17 protein-coding genes and 1 pseudogene are annotated in these 17,122 nt (G+C 74.1%); 10 read left to right on the forward strand and 8 right to left on the reverse strand.

Annotated elements, in window-relative coordinates:
- Positions 1–405: 405 nt before the first annotated feature.
- Both HOY81_RS06305 and HOY81_RS06310 read right to left on the reverse strand, forming a co-directional pair.
- A complete protein-coding gene (locus tag HOY81_RS06305; protein WP_237319096.1) occupies positions 406–1,368 on the reverse strand; it encodes a PaaX family transcriptional regulator C-terminal domain-containing protein in 963 nt (320 codons plus the stop codon).
- A 4-nt stretch (positions 1,369–1,372) separates the two neighbouring features.
- On the reverse strand, positions 1,373–3,046 hold the full coding sequence (locus HOY81_RS06310; protein WP_237319099.1) for an AMP-binding protein: 1,674 nt from the start codon (positions 3,044–3,046) through the stop codon (positions 1,373–1,375).
- 116 nt (positions 3,047–3,162) lie between these two features.
- On the opposite strand from HOY81_RS06310, the gene HOY81_RS06315 reads away from it, so the two are divergent.
- Positions 3,163–4,290, forward strand: coding sequence for an acyl-CoA dehydrogenase family protein (locus HOY81_RS06315; RefSeq protein ID WP_237319101.1), 1,128 nt, complete (start codon positions 3,163–3,165; stop codon positions 4,288–4,290).
- Positions 4,287–4,685, forward strand: coding sequence for a RidA family protein (locus tag HOY81_RS06320; protein ID WP_237319103.1), 399 nt, complete (start codon positions 4,287–4,289; stop codon positions 4,683–4,685). The genes HOY81_RS06315 and HOY81_RS06320 overlap by 4 nt, the downstream gene beginning before the upstream one ends.
- 150 nt (positions 4,686–4,835) lie before the next feature.
- On the opposite strand, the gene HOY81_RS06325 is transcribed toward HOY81_RS06320, so the two are convergent.
- A complete protein-coding gene (locus tag HOY81_RS06325) occupies positions 4,836–5,261 on the reverse strand; it encodes a VOC family protein (RefSeq protein ID WP_237319104.1) in 426 nt (141 codons plus the stop codon).
- Positions 5,262–5,425: 164 nt separating this feature from the next.
- Between HOY81_RS06325 and HOY81_RS06330 the strand changes: the two genes are divergently transcribed.
- The 3 genes from HOY81_RS06330 (at position 5,426) to HOY81_RS06340 (ending at position 7,484) form a co-directional block, all read left to right on the forward strand.
- On the forward strand, positions 5,426–5,803 hold the full coding sequence (locus tag HOY81_RS06330; protein ID WP_237319205.1) for a helix-turn-helix transcriptional regulator: 378 nt from the start codon (positions 5,426–5,428) through the stop codon (positions 5,801–5,803).
- Complete coding sequence (locus HOY81_RS06335; protein ID WP_237319206.1) at positions 5,794–6,543, forward strand: cation transporter; 750 nt, start codon at positions 5,794–5,796, stop codon at positions 6,541–6,543. Before HOY81_RS06330 ends, HOY81_RS06335 begins: the two co-directional genes overlap by 10 nt.
- 128 nt (positions 6,544–6,671) lie before the next feature.
- Positions 6,672–7,484 (forward strand): amidohydrolase family protein, encoded by an 813-nt coding sequence (locus HOY81_RS06340; protein WP_237319107.1) that lies wholly within the window; start codon positions 6,672–6,674, stop codon positions 7,482–7,484.
- Positions 7,485–7,613: 129 nt separating this feature from the next.
- On the opposite strand, the gene HOY81_RS06345 is transcribed toward HOY81_RS06340, so the two are convergent.
- Positions 7,614–7,898: a DUF1540 domain-containing protein gene (locus HOY81_RS06345; protein WP_237319109.1), complete on the reverse strand. Its 285-nt coding sequence runs from the start codon at positions 7,896–7,898 to the stop codon at positions 7,614–7,616.
- 307 nt (positions 7,899–8,205) lie between these two features.
- On the opposite strand from HOY81_RS06345, the gene HOY81_RS06350 reads away from it, so the two are divergent.
- Together HOY81_RS06350 and ppsA are read left to right on the forward strand one after the other, a co-directional pair.
- Positions 8,206–8,643 (forward strand): Hsp20/alpha crystallin family protein, encoded by a 438-nt coding sequence (locus HOY81_RS06350; RefSeq protein ID WP_237319111.1) that lies wholly within the window; start codon positions 8,206–8,208, stop codon positions 8,641–8,643.
- Positions 8,644–8,839: 196 nt separating this feature from the next.
- Positions 8,840–11,266: a phosphoenolpyruvate synthase gene (ppsA, locus tag HOY81_RS06355; protein WP_237319113.1), complete on the forward strand. Its 2,427-nt coding sequence runs from the start codon at positions 8,840–8,842 to the stop codon at positions 11,264–11,266.
- A gap of 39 nt (positions 11,267–11,305) precedes the next feature.
- Here ppsA and HOY81_RS06360 read toward each other — a convergent pair whose 3' ends face one another.
- From HOY81_RS06360 to HOY81_RS06370, 3 genes and pseudogenes are all read right to left on the reverse strand, one after another.
- Positions 11,306–12,616 carry an ankyrin repeat domain-containing protein gene (locus tag HOY81_RS06360; protein WP_237319115.1) on the reverse strand — a complete coding sequence of 437 codons (1,311 nt, stop codon included), beginning with the start codon at positions 12,614–12,616 and terminating at the stop codon, positions 11,306–11,308.
- Positions 12,617–12,760: 144 nt separating this feature from the next.
- A pseudogene (locus tag HOY81_RS06365) lies at positions 12,761–12,949 on the reverse strand (DUF1062 domain-containing protein); the annotation flags it as partial.
- A 254-nt stretch (positions 12,950–13,203) separates the two neighbouring features.
- Entirely contained in the window at positions 13,204–13,677 is a 474-nt protein-coding gene (locus tag HOY81_RS06370; RefSeq protein WP_237319117.1) for a hypothetical protein, read from the reverse strand.
- Positions 13,678–13,893: 216 nt separating this feature from the next.
- Between HOY81_RS06370 and HOY81_RS06375 the strand changes: the two genes are divergently transcribed.
- The 3 genes from HOY81_RS06375 (at position 13,894) to HOY81_RS06385 (ending at position 15,942) form a co-directional block, all read left to right on the forward strand.
- Entirely contained in the window at positions 13,894–14,124 is a 231-nt protein-coding gene (locus HOY81_RS06375) for a DUF397 domain-containing protein (protein WP_237319119.1), read from the forward strand.
- A gap of 121 nt (positions 14,125–14,245) precedes the next feature.
- Positions 14,246–14,950, forward strand: coding sequence for a YqjF family protein (locus HOY81_RS06380; RefSeq protein ID WP_237319121.1), 705 nt, complete (start codon positions 14,246–14,248; stop codon positions 14,948–14,950).
- A 77-nt stretch (positions 14,951–15,027) separates the two neighbouring features.
- Entirely contained in the window at positions 15,028–15,942 is a 915-nt protein-coding gene (locus HOY81_RS06385; RefSeq protein WP_237319207.1) for a hypothetical protein, read from the forward strand.
- 522 nt (positions 15,943–16,464) lie between these two features.
- Here the strand turns inward: HOY81_RS06385 and HOY81_RS06390 are convergent.
- Positions 16,465–16,977: a CHRD domain-containing protein gene (locus tag HOY81_RS06390; protein ID WP_237319123.1), complete on the reverse strand. Its 513-nt coding sequence runs from the start codon at positions 16,975–16,977 to the stop codon at positions 16,465–16,467.
- Positions 16,978–17,122: the final 145 nt, after the last annotated feature.

Raw genomic sequence — 17,122 nt, forward strand, 5'->3', positions numbered from 1 at the left:
GCCGGACGGCGCTCTGCAGAGTGAGCATGACGAGCAGTCATGTGCAGTATGACACATGTCTTTTCGGGTATGTCTCTCCGCGAGCGGCGGATGTACATCCGGGCGCTTTCTGACGTACCGCCACCGTCGGGCCGGAAGAAGGCGGTCCGCTGCGCGCCGAACGCCCGCAGCGCTCGGCCGACGGTGGAACGGCAGCGGGCCTTCCGCGGACAGCGGCCGGGTGGGCGTCGCCCCCCGGGTGCCGGGGACTCCGAGGTCGTCGACCCGGCCGGCACGGTCACCGGACTCGCCCGCGCGCTGGCCTCGGCCGCGGCGCGCGCGCCACGGCAGACGCCACCCGGCTGATCACGCACGCCCGGGGCGCCCGGCCCGGTCCGGCGCACTGCCCGCCGGGAGCTGCGTCCGTCAGCTCCCGCGCCGGTCCGGGGTGCGGGCCGGCCGGCCCGCGGAGTGCAGCACCTCCCGGACGAAGGCGGCGCCGGGCGCGCGGAGCAGGGCGTCCAGGGCGGCGAAGACCTGCGCCGAGCGTTCACCGGGCCAGTCGGCGGGCAGCACCGCCGGCGGCAGCCCGGGGTCGGCGTAGGGCAGGCGGCGCCAGGCGTCCAGCGCGAGCAGATAGTCCCGATACGCCGCCTCGGGCGGCACGGGTGGTGCCTCGGGCGGCACGGGTGGTGCCTCGGGCGGCACGGGAGCAGCCTCGGGCGGCACGGGTGGTGCCTCCGGCGGCACGGGTGCCGGCTCGGGCGGTTCGGTGCGGCGCCGCTCCCAGGCCCGCAGCACCGGTTCGTGCTCCGCGAGGAAGGCGCGGTGCCGCTCGGCCAGGGCGGGCAGGTCCCACCAGCGGGCCACCGCCTCGGCGGTCGGCTCGAAACCGGCGTGGCCCCCGCGGAAGAGGTCCACGTACGCCGTCAGCCCGAGCCGCTGGAGGACGTGCCGGGTCTCCTCCTCCAGATGGGAGGGGGCGACCCAGACGCCCGGGGCGGCGTTGCCGAAACCCAGCCGGGCCAGCCGGGAACGCAGAACATGGCGGCGCTGCCGCTCCCGCTCGGGCACCGAGAAGACCGCGAGCAGCCAGTCGCCCGCGGGGTGGGGACGGTCGTAGATGCGCCGGTCGCCGTCCTCCAGCAACTGCCGGGCCGCGGCGGAGGGAGCGTAGCCGGCCGACCGGCTCCCGGCGCGCTCGGCGACCAGCAGCCCGCGGCGCTTCAGCCGGGAGACGGCGGAGCGCACCGAGGGCGCGTCCACGCCGAGCGCACCGAGCAGCCGGATCAGTGCGGCGACCGGCACGGTGCCGCCTTCGGCGTGCGTACGGCCGTAGGCGCCGTAGAAGGTGACGATGAGTGAACCGGGGGAGGGAAGCTGGGCCACCCGGTCACTCTAGATCGGACTGCCGCAGCCGGAACCGCTGGAGCTTGCCGGTGGGGGTGCGCGGCAGCGCGTCCGAGAAGACGATCTCCCGCGGGCACTTGAAGGGGGAGAGCTCCGCCTTGGTGAACTCCCGCAGGAGTTCCGCGGCCTCCGGTCCGCGGGGCGCCCCCGGGCGGAGCACCACATGGGCGACCACGGCCTGCCCGCGCCGCTCGTCCGGCCTGCCGACCACCGCGGCCTCCAGCACGTCGGGGTGGCGCAGCAGCGCGGCCTCCACCTCCGGTCCGGCGATGTTGTACCCCGACGAGATGATCATGTCGTCGGCGCGGGCCACATAGCGGAAGTAGCCGTCCGGCTCCCGCACATAGGTGTCCCCGGTGATGTTCCAGCCCGACCGGACGTAGGTGCGTTGCCGCTCGTCCGCCAGGTAGCGGCAGCCGACCGGCCCGCGCACGGCGAGCAGCCCGGGCTCCCCGTCCGGCACCGGGGTGCTGCCGTCCTCCTCGACCACCCGGGCCTCGAAGCCGGGCACCGGCAGGCCGGTGGTGCCGGGACGTATCGCCGCGTCGGCGGCGGAGAGGAAGATGTGCAGCATCTCGGTGGCGCCGATGCCGTCGATGAGCCGCAGCCCGGTCCGCTCGTACCAGGCCCGCCAGGTGGCCTCCGGCAGGTTCTCGCCGGCGGAGACGCAGCGGCGCAGCGAGGAGAGGCCGGGTGGCGCGCCCCCGCCGGCCGTGCCGCCGGTCCCGCCGCTTCCGGCCGCCTGCTCGTCCAGGGCGGCGAGCATCGCCCGGTACGCCGTCGGCGCGGTGAAGAGCACGCTCACCCGGTGCCGCCGCACGGCGCTGAGCAACTGGTCCGGGCCGCTCCACTGCTCCAGCAGCGTCGCCGCGCCCGCACGCAGCGGGAACACCAGCAGTCCGCCGAGCCCGAAGGTGAAGCCGAGCGGCGGGCTGCCGGCGAACAGGTCGTCCGGCCGCGGCCGCAGCACCTGCGCCGAGAAGGTGTCGGCGATGGCCAGCACGTCCCGGTGGAAGTGCATGCAGCCCTTGGGCCGCCCGGTGGTGCCGGAGGTGAAGGCGATCAGCGCGACGTCGTCGGCGGCCGTCGCGACCGCGCCGTACGGTCCGGGGTGCCGCTCCGCCAGCCGCAGCAGGTCGTCCGGCCCCTCGCCGCCGTACGGGGTGATGCGCAGCCCGGGGGCCTCCGCCTTGACCAGGTCCTCCAGTGCGGACGCCGCGCACAGGGCGTGGCTCACCCGGGCCATCTCGCAGAGGGTGCGCAGTTCGTGGCTGCGCTGCGCGGCCAGCACCGTGACCGCCACCGCGCCCGCCTTCATCACCGCCAGCCAGCACGCCGCCAGCCACGGACCGGTGGGCCCGCGCAGCAGCACCCGGTTGCCGGGGACCACGCCCAGGTCCTCGGTGAGCACATGCGCCAGGGCGTCGACCCGGCGGCGCAGCTCCCCGTACGACCACACCTCGCCGTCGCCCGCCAGCAGGGCCGGCCGGTCGGTGCCGTAGCGTTCGATCGTGCGGTCCAGCAGTTCGGCGCCGCAGTTCAGCCGGGGCGGGTAGCGCAGCTCCGGGAGGCCGAAGAGCAGCTCGGGCCACTGGGCGCGCGGGGGCAGGTGGTCGCGGGCGAAGGTGTCGACGTGCGCGGACGGGACGGTTTCCATGGCGGTGCCCCCTTGCGGCGGACCGGAAGGCGAGGTTCCCGGCGTGCCGGGATGCCGTTGAGCGTAACGTGTTGGTGACGACAGTCAACGGTCCGCGATAAGGGAGGGTGGCGCCGATGCGGGCGTTCGCACTGGAGACCGAGCAGCTCGAGTGGTGTGCGGAGCTGCGGGCGCTCGCCGCCGAGCGGCTGCGCCCGCTGGCGGAGGACGCCCCGACGGACGGCGTCAACCGCCCGCTGGTCGCGACGCTGGGCGAGCTGGGCCTGCTGGAACGCGTCCTCCCGCCCGGCGGCGGCCCGCCGGGCGCCCTGGACCTCTGCCTGCTGCGCGAGTCCCTGGCCCACGGCTGCACGGAGGGCGAGACCGCCCTCGCCCTGCAGGGCCTCGGCGCCTGCCCCGTCGCGCTCTCCGGCACCACCGCACAGCAGGAGCGCTGGCTCCCCGGCGTACGTGCCGGGCGGCTGGTGGCCGCCTTCGCGCTCAGTGAGCCGGACGCCGGTTCCGACGCCGCCGCGCTCGCGCTGGCCGCCGAACCGGACGGTGCGGACGGCTGGCGTCTGCACGGCACCAAGACCTGGATCTCCAACGCCCCGCACGCCGACGTCTACTCAGTCTTCGCCCGCACCGGCCCGGAGAGCGGAGCCCGCGGCATCACCGCGTTCCTGGTCCCCGCGGGCCGCCCGGGGCTCACCGGCGAGCCGCTGGAGATGCTCTCGCCGCACCCCATCGGCACCCTCTCCTTCGACGGCGTGCCGGTGACCGGCGCGGACGTGCTGGGCCAGACCGGCCAGGGCTTCGCCGTCGCCATGCGCACGCTCAACCTCTTCCGGCCCAGCGTCGGCGCCTTCGCCGTGGGCATGGCCCAGGCCGCGCTGGACGCCGCCGTGACGCACGCCGGCACCCGCACCGCCTTCGGCGGGCCGCTGCGCGACCTCCAGTCCGTCGGGCACCGGCTCGCGGAGATGGCCACCCGTACGGAGTCCGCACGGCTGATGGTGCACGCCGCCGCGGCCGCCTACGACCGCGGCGATCCGGGCATCGCCCAGCGCGCGGCCATGGCCAAGCTGCTGGCCACCGAGACCGCGCAGTACGTCGTCGACGCCGCCGTCCAGATCCACGGTGCCGCCGCCCTCCGCCGGGGCCACCTGCTGGAACACCTCTACCGCGAGGTGCGGGCACCGCGCATCTACGAAGGGGCGACCGAGGTCCAGCGCTCGATCATCGCGAAGGAGCTCTACCGGTGACCGCCGACCGTCTCAACCCCGCAGACCTCGCCCCGCCCGCCGGCTTCTCGCACGCCGTCACCGCCACCGGCTCCCGGATCGTCTTCCTCGCCGGGCAGACCGCGCTGGACGAGACGGGGCAGGTGACCGGCGCGGACCTGCCCGCCCAGTTCGACCGCGCCCTGGGCAACCTGCTCACCGCCCTGCGCGCCGCCGGGGGCACCCCGGCGGACCTGGCCCGGGTCACCGTCTACACCACCGACGTGGCCGGTTACCGGGACCACGCGCGCGAGCTCGGCCGCATCTGGCGGGCGCACGCAGGCCGGGACTACCCGGCGATGGCGCTGATCGGGGTGGTACGGCTCTGGGACGAGGAGGCGCTGGTCGAACTGGACGGCGTCGCCGTGCTCGACTGAGCTGCCGCGCCCGGGCCCGGCCCGTGCGCCCTTGCGCGAGCCGGTCCCCAGGGCCACGGTCCCTCCGGGTCCCGGTCCGGAGGGACCGCGGCAGGCGGCCGCCACGGGCGCCGGCACCGTCCCCGCACACGGCGCCCCGCCGGCCGCGCCTCAGCTCCCGGCGCTCTCCATCGCCGCCGGGTCCATCCACACGACCTCCCACACGTGACCGTCCGGGTCCTGGAAGCTCCGCCCGTACATGAAGCCCTCGTCCATGGGTTCGTTCGCCGGGCTGCCGCCGTTCGCCAGCGCCCGCTCCGCCAGGTCGTCGACCTCCGCGCGGCTCTCCGCGCTGAGAGCGATGATCGTCTCGGTGGTGCGGGTGGCGTCGGCGATCTCCTTCCCCTTCGGGGTGAAGGTCTTGAAGAACGGCTCCAGGAGCAGCATCGCGTGGATGCCGTTGTCCTCGTCGATCACCATGCCCAGCGCGTTCTCGTCGGAGAACTGCGGGTTGAAGGTGAAGCCCAGCGCCGTGAAGAAGGCGCGGGTGCGCTCCAGGTCCTGCACCGGCAGGTTCACGAAGATCATCTTGGACATCGGGGTACCTCTCCTCCGGGTGTTCCGGGTCCCCTCCGGGCCCGGGCGGTCCGCGGACCTGCGGCCCGCGGCTGCCTTGTGCAGAGGTAGACCGGACCGCCCCGGGAAACTCATCGCCGCTCCGGGAACAAGTTCAGTACATGACTTCCTGGATTCAGGAAGTCATGTACTGTCTTCCCGTGCTGACCTCGTCTCCCGGCGCCCCCTCCGGCGTCCCCTCCGACATCGACGTGCTCGTCCGGTTCGGCCGGGCGCTGGCCGACCCGCTCCGCTGCCGCCTGCTGCTGCGGCTCGCCGAGGCCCCCGCGTACCCCTCCGACCTGGCCGACGCCCTGGGCGTCTCCCGCACCCGGCTCTCGAACCACCTGGCGTGCCTGCGGGACTGCGGACTCGTCGTCGCCGTCCCCGAGGGCCGGCGCACCCGCTACGAACTGGCGGACACCCGCCTCGGCCACGCCCTGGACGACCTGCGCGGCGCCGTGGTCACCGTGGCCGCCGGCCGTAGCTGCCCCGGCGCGGCGGAGGAGGAGTGCTGCCCGTGACGACGCTGAGCCCGTCGCCGGCCCGCCGCGAGGCGCTCACCCGGCGGGTGCGGCGGCTCGTGGCGGCCACCATGGCCTACAACCTCGTCGAGGCCGCCGTCGCTCTCACCGCAGGCGCCCTCGCCTCCTCCACCGCCCTGATCGGCTTCGGGCTGGACTCGCTGATCGAGGTCTCCTCCGCGGCCGCCGTCGCCTGGCAGTTCTCCGCCCGCGACCACGCCGTGCGTGCGGCACGGGAACACCGCGCCCTGCGCGTCATCGCCGTGTCCTTCTTCGCCCTCGCCGCCTATGTGTCTCTCGACGCGGTCCGCTCCCTGCTCGGCGGCGGAGCGGCGGACACCTCGCTGCCCGGCCTCGTGCTCGCCGCGCTCTCCCTCCTCGTCATGCCCCTCCTCTCCTACGCGCAGCGCCGCACCGGCAGGGAACTGGGCTCCGCCTCCGCCGTCGCGGACTCCCGGCAGACCCTGCTCTGCACCTACCTCTCCGGCGTCCTGCTCGCCGGACTCCTGCTGAACGCCACCCTCGGCTGGTCCTGGGCGGACCCGCTGGTCGCCCTCGTCATCGCCGCCGTGGCGGTCCGCGAGGGCCTCGACGCCTGGCGCGGCGAGGACTGCTGCGCCCCGCCCGGGATGGCCCTCGCCGTCCCGGAGAAGGCGACCGGGGCCGCCCCCGGCGGCGGTGCCGACGCCTGCGGCTGCGCGCCGGGCTGTTCCTGCTGCGGCCCGGTCTCGTCTCCGTGACGGCCCCGGACGGTGCCGCCGCCGGGATGGCCGTCGCGCCGGGGGAGCCGCTAGGCTCCCGATAAGCGATCGCTTAGCCCCTGTCGCTCGGCCCCGGGCGGCGGCCCCGGGAGAGAGGCAGGCAGCCCGTGCCCGTCATCGACGCGTGGATGCAGCACCCCACCCTCCGTCTTTCCAGCCACGAGATGTTCGCGTCCCTGCGCCGGTGGACCGGGCAGAGACCACTGGAGGAGCCCTTGCCGGTCGAGGCCACCGTGTCCGCGATGGCGGCGGCCGGGGTCGAGATCGGGCTCTCCGCCGCCTGGTACGGCCCCCAGGGGCCGCTGATCAGCAACGACGAGGTGGCCGAGTGCGTCGCCCGGTCCGGCGGCCGGCTGCGCGGGGTGGCCGGCGCGGACCTCACCCGGCCCGTCCAGGCCGTACGGGAACTCCGCCGCGCCGTGGCGGAACTCGGCTTCGTGGCCCTGCGCATCATCCCCTGGCTGTGGCAGCTTCCGCCCACGGACCGGCTCTACTACCCGCTGTACGCCGCCTGCGTCGACCTCGGCATCCCCTTCTGCACCCAGGTCGGGCACACCGGTCCGCTGCGCCCGTCCGAGACGGGTCGCCCCATCCCCTACATCGACCAGGTCGCCCTGGACTTCCCGGAGCTGACCCTGGTGTGCGGGCACATCGGCCACCCGTGGACCACGGAGATGATCGCGGTGGCCGACAAGCACGCCAACGTCCACATCGACACCAGCGCCTACACCACGCGCCGGTACCCACCGGAACTGGTGGACTACCTGCGCGGCCGGGGCCGCAGGAAGGTCCTGTTCGGCTCGAACCACCCCATGATCACGCCGGCCCGGGCGCTGGAGCACCTCGGCGAACTCGGCTTGGACGAGGAGACCACCGAACTCTTCCTCTCCGGCAACGCCCGCCGCGTCTTCCGCCTCTGACCGCCGGCACCGGGCCGACCGCCCGCGCCGGCGGTGCCGTACGTCCCCCGCCGCCCGGGTACGGCGGTGGAGGTCGGCGACCGCCGTCCATGCGGCGTCCCGGACGGCGCCGGCGACTCGGTTCCCGGGCTACGCGGGGGCGAAGGTGAGGCAGTCGACCTCGGTCTGCTGGTAGCCGACCGTGATCCCGGGGGCGCGGCACTCGAACTGGGCGTTGTGCCGGCAGGCGGAGACCTTGCAGGCTCCCACCCTTCCGGTGGTGGAGGGGTCGCCGCCCTTGGTGCCCGCGCTGAAGTAGGTGTCGCAGCGGGGGTGCTGGACGTCGCCCACGGTGATGGCGAGGGCGTGGCAGGCCTCCTCCCGGTTGTAGACGCACTCGGTGACCGTGCACTGGTTCACGATGGGCATGTCCATGCGGCGGTTCCTTCGGGGTGTCGGTGCACCCGGCGGCGCGGGGCGCGGGACAGGCCCACGATGGACGGCCCGGCCCGGTTCCTCCGGGCCTGCCGCTCGCGACATGCGGGAGTTCGTCCGAACGACCCCGTCCGGTGGCGTGACGCCCGCCCGGCAGGCCCGCCGGCTGTCCCGGCCGGCGTGACCGGCAGCGGGCCCTGCGGGCCGCCGGCCCGCGCCCGGCGACGCCCCGGCTCGCGGGAGGCCGCGCCCCGCAGCACGATGGAGCAGAGAGAGCCGTACGTCCATGCACCACCAGGAGGCAGTGATGGCTGGTGAACTGCTCCGCCGCGTCCCCGGCCGGTGGCCCACCCTGTCGGACATGTTCGAGGACTTCCCGTTCGAGCTGCGCTCGCCCATGGGCGAGCACCCGATCCGGATCGAGGAGGCCGAGGAGGAAGGCGCCTACGTGGTCCGGGCCGAACTGCCCGGCATCGACCCGGACCGGGACGTGGACATCACCCTGGACGACGACGTGCTGACCGTGCACGCGGAGCGCAGGGAGGAGAGGAAGGAGAAGCACCGCTCGGAGTTCCGCTACGGGGAGTTCACCCGCAGCGTGCGCCTCCCCGCCGGTGTCACGGCCGACGACGTCACCGCGAGCTACGCGGACGGCGTACTGACCGTCCGGGCGCCGCTGCCCGCGGAGACGCCGCGGGCCAAGCGGCGCATCGAGGTCGCCCGGGGCGACGAGCCCGCCGCATAGCGCGGGCGTCCCGCGGAGCGCGCCGTACGGCACAACCGGCGGCCGTACGCACCGGGGCGCCACGGCACCCTCCCCGCGGCGCGTACGGACCGGCGGCGGCCGGCCGCACCCGCCCGCGGTTGCCGGGCAGGTACCGGGCTCCCAGGCTGGGGAGAGGCGCGGACGGAACACGCACCCTTCCACGGAGGCGAGAACCATGGCCGGGCGACAGCCCGACGACGCCACCTGGATCCGGTGGTTCGACGACCTCTCGAACGAGGACGTCGCCACGGTCGGCGGCAAGAACGCCTCACTGGGCGAGATGACCGCCCACCTCGCGGAGGAGGGCATCCGGGTCCCCGGCGGCTTCGCCACCACGGCCTCCGCCTACCGGGCCCTCCTCGGCACCGGGGACCTCCGTGAGCGCGTGACCGGACAGCTCGACGCCCTGCAGCGCGGCGCGGAGCTGTCCGAGGCCGGCGCCGCGATCCGCCGGGCCTTCCTGGAGGCCGACCTCCCGGAGGCACTCGTCACGGCGCTACGGGACGCGTACCGCAGCCTGGCCGAGCGGCTCGGGCGCGACGCCCCGGACGTCGCCGTGCGCAGCAGCGCCACCGCCGAGGACCTCCCGGAGGCCAGCTTCGCCGGCCAGCAGGAGACCTTCCTCCACATCAGCGGAGAGGACGCGCTGCTCGACGCCTGCCGCCGCTGCTACGCCTCGCTCTTCACCGACCGGGCCCTCAGCTACCGCGAGGAGCGGGGCTTCGACCACCTCGCGGTGGCGCTGTCCGTCGGCGTCCAGGAGATGGTCCGGTCCGACCTGGCCGGAGCGGGCGTGATGTTCACCCTCGACACCGACAGCGGCTTCCCCCGCGTGGTGCTGGTCAACGCGGCGTTCGGGCTCGGTGAGTCGGTCGTCTCCGGGACCGTCGACCCGGACGAGTACCTGGTCTTCAAGCCGCTGGCACGGGAGGCCGGGCTGCGGCCGGTGATCTCCCGGAAGGCGGGCCGCAAGGAGTCCAAGGTCCTCTACAGCGACTCGGGGGATCCCCCGACCACCACCGTGGAGACCACCGGGGACGAGCGCGACGCCTATGTGCTCGACGAGGACGAGGTGCTGCAACTCGCCCGCTGGGCCCTGACCATCGAGGAGCACTACGGCCGTCCCATGGACATCGAGTGGGCCAAGGACGGGCGGACCGGGGAGCTCGCCGTCGTCCAGGCACGCCCGGAGACGGTGCAGACCCGCAAGGAGGCGGCTTCCCTGCGTTCGTACCGCCTGAAGGAGAGCGACGGCACACCGCTCGTCCGCGGGCTGGCCGTCGGTGACGCCGTGGCCGCCGGCCCGGTGTGCAACCTCCGCAGCCCCGCCGAGATCGACCGCTTCGAGGACGGGGCGGTGCTCGTCACCGCGGTGACCGACCCCGACTGGGAACCGGTCATGAAGCGGGCGGCGGCCATCGTGACCGACCACGGCGGCCGCACCTCGCACGCCGCCATCGTCAGCCGGGAACTGGGCGTCCCGGCGGTCGTCGGCACCGGCGACGCCGGCCGCACCCTGCACCACGGCCGGGACGTCACCGTCTCCTGCGCCGAAGGCGAGGAGGGCCTGGTCTACGACGGGCTCCTCGACTACGAGGAACGCGAGATCGACCTCACCGGGATCCCCGGGACCCGGACCGAGGTGATGCTCAACATCGCCAACCCCTCCGCCGCCTTCCGCTGGTGGCGGCTCCCGGCCGACGGCATCGGGCTGGCCCGTATGGAGTTCATCGTCAACAACCACATCAAGGTGCACCCCATGGCCCTGGTCCGCTACGGCGAACTCCCCGACGGCGAGGCCCGGGAGCGCATCGCCCGCCTGACCCGGGGCCATGACGACAAGACCGCCTTCTTCGTCGAACGGCTGGCCCACGGCATCGCCCGGATCGCCGCCGCCTGGTGGCCGAAGCCGGTGATCGTACGGATGAGCGACTTCAAGACCAACGAGTACGCCAGGCTCCTCGGCGGCGAACAGTTCGAACCCGCAGAGGAGAACCCGATGCTGGGCTGGCGCGGCGCGAGCCGCTACTACAGCGAGGGCTACCGGGAGGGCTTCGCCCTCGAATGCCGGGCCCTCCGCCACGTACGCGACACCATGGGCCTCACCAACACCGTCGTGATGATCCCCTTCTGCCGCACCCTGGGGGAGGCCGACCGGGTCCTGGAGACCATGGCCGCCCACGGCCTGGAACGGCACCGCAACGGCCTCGAGGTCTACGTGATGGCGGAGATCCCCTCCAACATCGTCCTCGCCGCCGAGTTCTCCGACCGCTTCGACGGCTTCTCCATCGGCAGCAACGACCTGACCCAGCTCACCCTCGGTGTGGACCGCGACTCCGAGCAGCTCGCCCCGCTCTTCGACGAACGCGATCCCGCCGTCACCCGCAGCATCGAACGCCTCGTCCAGGACGCCCACGGCCGCGGGCGCAAGACCGGCCTGTGCGGCCAGCGCCCCAGTGACGACCCGGACTTCGCCCGTCTCCTGGTGGAGGCCGGGATCGACTCCGTCTCCGTCACCCCGGACAGCTTCCTCGTCGTCAAGCAGAACGTCGCCGCCGCCGAGCGCGACGCGCGGCAGCACCCTCCCGGGGACGGCCCCTGACCCGCCCCGGCCGCCCGCCCCCGGCAGCGCGCCCCGCCCTCACCGGTGCGCGTCCTCCCCGGTGCGGCGAGAGTCGTACTGGCGGAGCAACGCGCGTATCCGCTCCGCCCGTGCACCCTTGGCGCACTGCTCCGCGGTGCGACCGTTCCGGACCACCGACGGGTCGGCGCCGGCCTCCAGCAGGACCCGCACCATGGTGGTCAGCCCCCTCGCCGCCGCGTGCATGAGCGGGGTCCGGGCCTCTCCGGCGGGCCCCTCCGGGTCCGCGCCCGCGTCCAGCAGCCGGCGGACGATGCCGGCCGAACCCTCCACACAGGCCGCCTCCAGGGCCGCGTCCAGATCGCTCCCGGCGCCCGCGGCGAGCAGCAGGTCGACGATCTCCACCCGGCCGCCCCGGACGGCCGACCGCAGCACGCTCCACTCCGAGACCACCTCCGTGCCGTCCGCGCACACCACCGGCGTGCTCCGCCAGCGTGCCGCCGGGTCAGCCCCGGCGCGGAGCAGCACCCGCACGGCCTCCGGGTGGCCGCTCGACGCCGCCTGGGCCAGCGGGGTCACTCCGTACTGGTCCACCGCGTCGACGGGCGCGCCGCGGCGCACGAGCTCCTCGACCACAGCGGTGTGGCCGTGGAAGGCCGCCCACCACAGGGCCGACTGGTCGCCCGTCCCGCGGCACGCCGCCGGATCAGCCCCGGCCTCCAGCAGCGCGAGCGCGGCGGCGGACTGCCCGGCGACGAGCGCCACGAGCAGCACCGGGTCCCCGTCACGGGTGACGTGCGGGCTCACCCCGGCGTTGAGCAGCCGCCGGACGTCCTCCTCCCGGCCGGCCGCCGCGGCCTCGGACAGCGCGGCTTCGGCGTCCTCCGGGAGCGCCGGGGCGGGCTGCGGCTCCTGCCGTGACGGTGACTGCGGCTGCGGCGACGGCTCCGGCTGCGGTGACGGCTCCGGCACCGACTGCGGGGAAGCGTCGAGACCGAGCCCGAGCCGGTCGAGCACCTCCTCCACGGCCCGGTGCAGGGCCTCCCGGTCCCCGAAGTAGCGGGACCGCTGGTCCGCGTGCTCCTCGTACAGGTGCCCGAGAGCCCCGATCTTCACGATCTCGATCCAGTCGTTCTTCCAGTGCTCGATCGGCGGGGCACGCAGCACGTCCCGCAGCACCTCGTCCACGGACGGGTGACACCGGTCGACGAGCAGATCGGCCAGCAGCGCCCGGGAGATCCAGTCCGGCAGCTCCCAGTACCGCGCGGCCAGCCGGGGCACGTCGCCGGGGTCCACCTCGCCCCGGGCGGAGTCGATGCCCCGCATGTCGTGGGCCCGCGCCAGCTGTTCACACACATCCACAGTCGCCATGCCCCGCAGAGTAGAGCCGGGGTCCGACAGTCCGGCCCGGCCCGGCCCGGACCGGACCCGGACTGTCGGACCCGCCGGTCGGCAGGCAGACGTGGGGCCTGTCCCGGAGGATCGTGCCGGACAGGCCCCTGCCCTGAGGGAGGCTCAGCGCTTGAGCGTGAAGGTGAAGTCGCCGGAGAGCTTGCCGCCCAGCCGGACCGCCGAAACGAGCTTCCCCTCAGCGAGGAGTCTCTCGACCCCGGCCCGCGACAGACCGCAGCCTTCAGCGATCAGTCGCACCGGCCGGACGGGAATCCGCACCGCGAAGCGGACCAAGACGTCGACCACCTCGCGCCCGGCTTGACCCGGGGCGGTCCGGCCACGCCGTGAACAGGGGGAGTGTGTCGCCGGGAGCGGTCGGGCGTACCGACCTGCCAGGCCGCCACCTTGCCGGTGAACGCCGCGGACGCCGTCCAGGAGGCCCGCAGGCTCGGTACCCACAGAGCGTGCGGGAGCGCGGGAAGGGCGCGGGCCGTAGGGGACATCAGCAGGCCCTTGCCACGCCCGCGAGCGCTCTGCGGCCGGCCGGCCAGCCGGGGCCGGCAGGCCTACCCGATCCTCTCGAACCGGTCGATGTGGATCTCCGGTCGCTCCGGGACGTCGTCGCCCCGGTGGCTTCCGCCGAGGAGAGCGGTGTCCTCGGCGGTCGCCCCAGGCGCGACGCTCTGGAACCAGAAGCTCTTGTGGGCCACCCAGTCCTCTCCGTCGCCGATGCTCACCCGGAGCTGGTAGGTGGCCTCCTCGTCGGTGTCGTTGGAGACGGTGACGGCTGTCCGTACGCCTTCGTCCTCGGGCGTGGCGCGTACCTCCACGGTGCCGTAGGTCAGCACGCGGGTGCTTCCGTCCTGCGTGAAGGAGGGGGTCGGCTCCGCTGCCGATTCCTCCGAGGGCGCGGCGGTCGGCTGCTGCGTGGCCGACGGTTCGGGGGTGGCGGTCGGCACGTCGTCGGACGCGCCGGAGCCCGTGCACCCGGCGAGCACGGCGATGAGTGATGCGACGCCGATGCGTGCGCAGGTCTTCACGGCGAATCCCCCCGTCGGTGGCATGTACGTGGCCCTACCGCACGCTCACGTTACGTCAACCGGATCTTCAGGGCTGAAGGGGTTCGGGGAGTGCGCCCGGCCCCGTCCCGTGAAGCTGCCGGGCCCGGCACCTGAGGAGCCAGGCCGGTCAGAGGCCGCGGCGGCTGTTGGCGTTCTGTTCGGCGACGAGTGCGCGGCCATGTCGGAGGAAGTGCCGTGCGACCCATCGACCTGAGTGCCGCGACCTGGCGCAGGAGCAGCTACAGCAACCAGGACGGGGGCGAGTGCGTCGAGGTCTCCGGCGACTTCGCCGCCCTCGTCCCGGTGCGTGACAGCAAGGCGCCGCACGGCCCGGCCCTCGTCTTCCCGGCGGACGGCTGGACCGCGTTCGTGTCCGCGGTCAGGGAGGGCCGGCTGGCAGCCCGAAGGACTCCGGACGGCGTATGAGACCTGCGTAGCGGGGCACAGGGGAACGAGTCGGGCTTCCGACGTTCGCGGGCGGTGGCCGACGCAGGCTGCGACGCCGCATCCGCGCCGGAGGCCTGTCCGTAGCAGCGGAGCGCACGCCATGGTTTCTCTCACCGCAGAGCAGCAGGTCTCCCTTCCCATGCTCAAGGTGGGCTGGCTGCATCAGACGTTCGTCCACTGGCCCTACGACCCCGCCGCCGTGCAGGCGCTGCTGCCGTCGGGGCTGACCGTGGACACGTACGACGACGCGGCATGGGTGAGCCTCACCCCGTTCCTGATGAGCCGCCTCAGGATGCCCGGTCTGCCGGCCACTGCGCTCGCGTCGTTCCCCGAGACCAATCTGCGGACGTACGTCCGCCTGCCGGACGGCCGGGACGCGCTGTGGTTCCTCTCCATCGAGGTCTCCAGCGCCGTGATGCTGACCGCCCACGCCATCGGTGTGCCGTACTACGTCGGCGATCTCAGCCTGCACGTCGGGGAGGACGGGACCGTCGCCTACGCCGGGACGCGCCGGGGCGGGGAGCCCTCGTACCGGCTCACCGTGCGGCCGGGCACACCGATCGCCGCGGAAGAGCGTGACCTCTGGCTCACGTCACGCTGGCGGGCGGCCACCCGCCGTGCCGGGAGGCTGTGGGAGGTGCCCGTCGACCACGAGCCGTGGCCCTTGGCCACGGTCGGTATCGAAGAGTTCCAGCAGTCCCTCCTCCGTGCCGCCGCTCTGCCGCCGGCCGCCGGGGAGCCCCTCGCGCACTTTTCCGAGGGGGTACACAGGGTGCGGCTGGGGGTGCCCAGGCGGGTGCGGTGACGGTCGCGATGTTCGCGTCGCCGTCCGGGCCACTATCCTGACAAAGAGGGCAATTGGCTCACGTCGAGGGATCGCCGATGGACTCCGAGGCCGAGAACGAGGACGTGGAACCGGTCGACTCCAAGGAGGCTGTAGATCGCGCGGGCCGCGGCCCGTCCCAGGATCCAGACGTCCTCCTCGACGTTCCCAACCTGTCGGTGGACGAGATCAGTCTCGAGGTCGAGGACCTCCGTGCACGGGTCTCCCTGCGGGCCGAGGTCCTCGACCTGCTCAGGCTCAACGTGGGGGCCGACGTGGAGCTGGGGCGCGTCCACCTGGACATCAAGGGGGTCGAGGCCCAGGCGCTGCTCAAGGTGCGACTGGACAACGTCGCCGAGATCGTCGGCAGGGTGCTGACCACGATCGACCGCAACCCGCAGATCCTGGAGCAGGTGACGTCCGGCGTCGGCTCGGCCGTCCGGGAACTGGGTGGAGGGGCACGTGAAGCCGTCGGTGAGCTCGGCCGTGGCGCGGGCGAGGCGGTGGAGGACGTGGGCCGGGGTGCCGGTGAGGCGGTCGAGGATGTCGGCCGTGGCGCGGGTGAGGCGGTCGAAGATGTGGGGGAGGGTGCCGGTGAGGCGGTCGAGGATGTCGGCCGTGGCGCGGGTGAGGCCGTCGAGGACGTGGGGGAGGGTGCCGGTGAGGCGGCCGAAAGCGTGGGGGAGGGCGCCGGTGAGGCGGTCGAGGATGTCGGGGAGGCGGCCGAGGACGTCGGGGAGGGCGCAGGGAAGGCAGTCGAGGACGCGGGCGAGGGGACCCGCGAGGTCGCCGAGCAGGCCGGGAAGAGCGCCGGGAAGGCCGCTGGCGCCGCCGCCGGGACCACCCGCAGGACGGCGAAGAAGGCCGCACGTCAGGCCCCCGGCAAGGGGCGCCAGGCCACCTCGTCCCGTGCGAGGACTGCGAAACGCAGCTCCCGTACGCGCGGCGCGCGCGAGCGCGGCCGCCCGCCGTGAAGGACGCCGCCGACCACGGCACCCCCCGACGACATCGCGTTCGCCTCGCAGGTCGAGGCAGACCGGCTCGGATTTCGCGAGGTTCCCGAGACCGGCGTCCGTTTCCACGGGACGCCGGGCCGTACCTCGGTCTCCCGCAGTGAACGACGCAACCTCCCCGAGCGGATCACCGAGATCTCGGAACACCACGAGGTGCGGATCGACTATCTGCTCGCCACCCGCCTCGACGCCCCGAGCACGGGCGATCAGCCTGCGCCCTGACCGGGTCGGCGTGTCCGCTGCCGGCGGGCAGGCGTACCGGGCCGGCCGGAAGGGTGTCCCGTCAAGGTCGTACGGGGCCCTCGTGGCCGCCGGCCTCGGCCCGCGGGGGCGGGGGAACCGTCGGTCGCGGGCATCACCCCGGTCGCCCCGTGGTACGCGGGCCGGCCGGTACGCCCTGCCACCGTCCCGTCGACGACGACCCGTGCACGCCCGGAGGGGCGGGGCGGCGGGGCCGCGCTCGCGCCCCTCCGGGCGGCGAAGTCAGCGGGTGCGGCGCAACTGGCCGCGGATCGCCCCGGCGGGGAACTCCTCGTTGTGGACGTTGACGTAGAAGAAGAACGCGTCCTGCTTGATGCCCTGGAGCTCCCAGAAGGTGAGCACTCTGGCGGCGTTGCGCGGGTTCTGGTCGTGCCGGGCTCTGATGCAGTCGCTGACCTTGACCCCCACCCGCGGGGTTCTCAGCGTGACCGCGACGGGGCCCGCCTCTCCGCGCGGACCGAAGTGGATGTGCGCGGCGGTCGGGGTCTCGATCCGGCGGACTCTCAGGGTGTAGCAGAGCAGGTCGCCCTTGATCACGTACCGGAAGCGGCCCCGGCCGTCGGGGTCACCTTCCTCCGGAACCTCCTGGGCACCGTCGAGGAACGCCCGGCCCTTGACCGTGTCGTGGTGGCGGCCGCCGCCGGTGTCGCCACCCGCGACGGCGGGACCGGCCACCGAGGTCAGGACGGCCGAGGCGGCCAGGGCCGCTGCTGCGGCGAGGGATATGGCGCGCATGTCACTACTCCTTGTGTACGGAGGGGGGTTGCCCTTGCACCGTATGTGAGGAGCGGTGCGAATGCTCGCGGACGAGGCATTCAGGTCATATGCGGTAATCTCCGCCCCGCGGGGCCGCGGGCCGAGCCGGACGGAAGTCCACGCT

This window comes from Streptomyces sp. JJ36, from assembly GCF_021696945.1.
Lineage (GTDB): Bacteria > Actinomycetota > Actinomycetes > Streptomycetales > Streptomycetaceae > Streptomyces.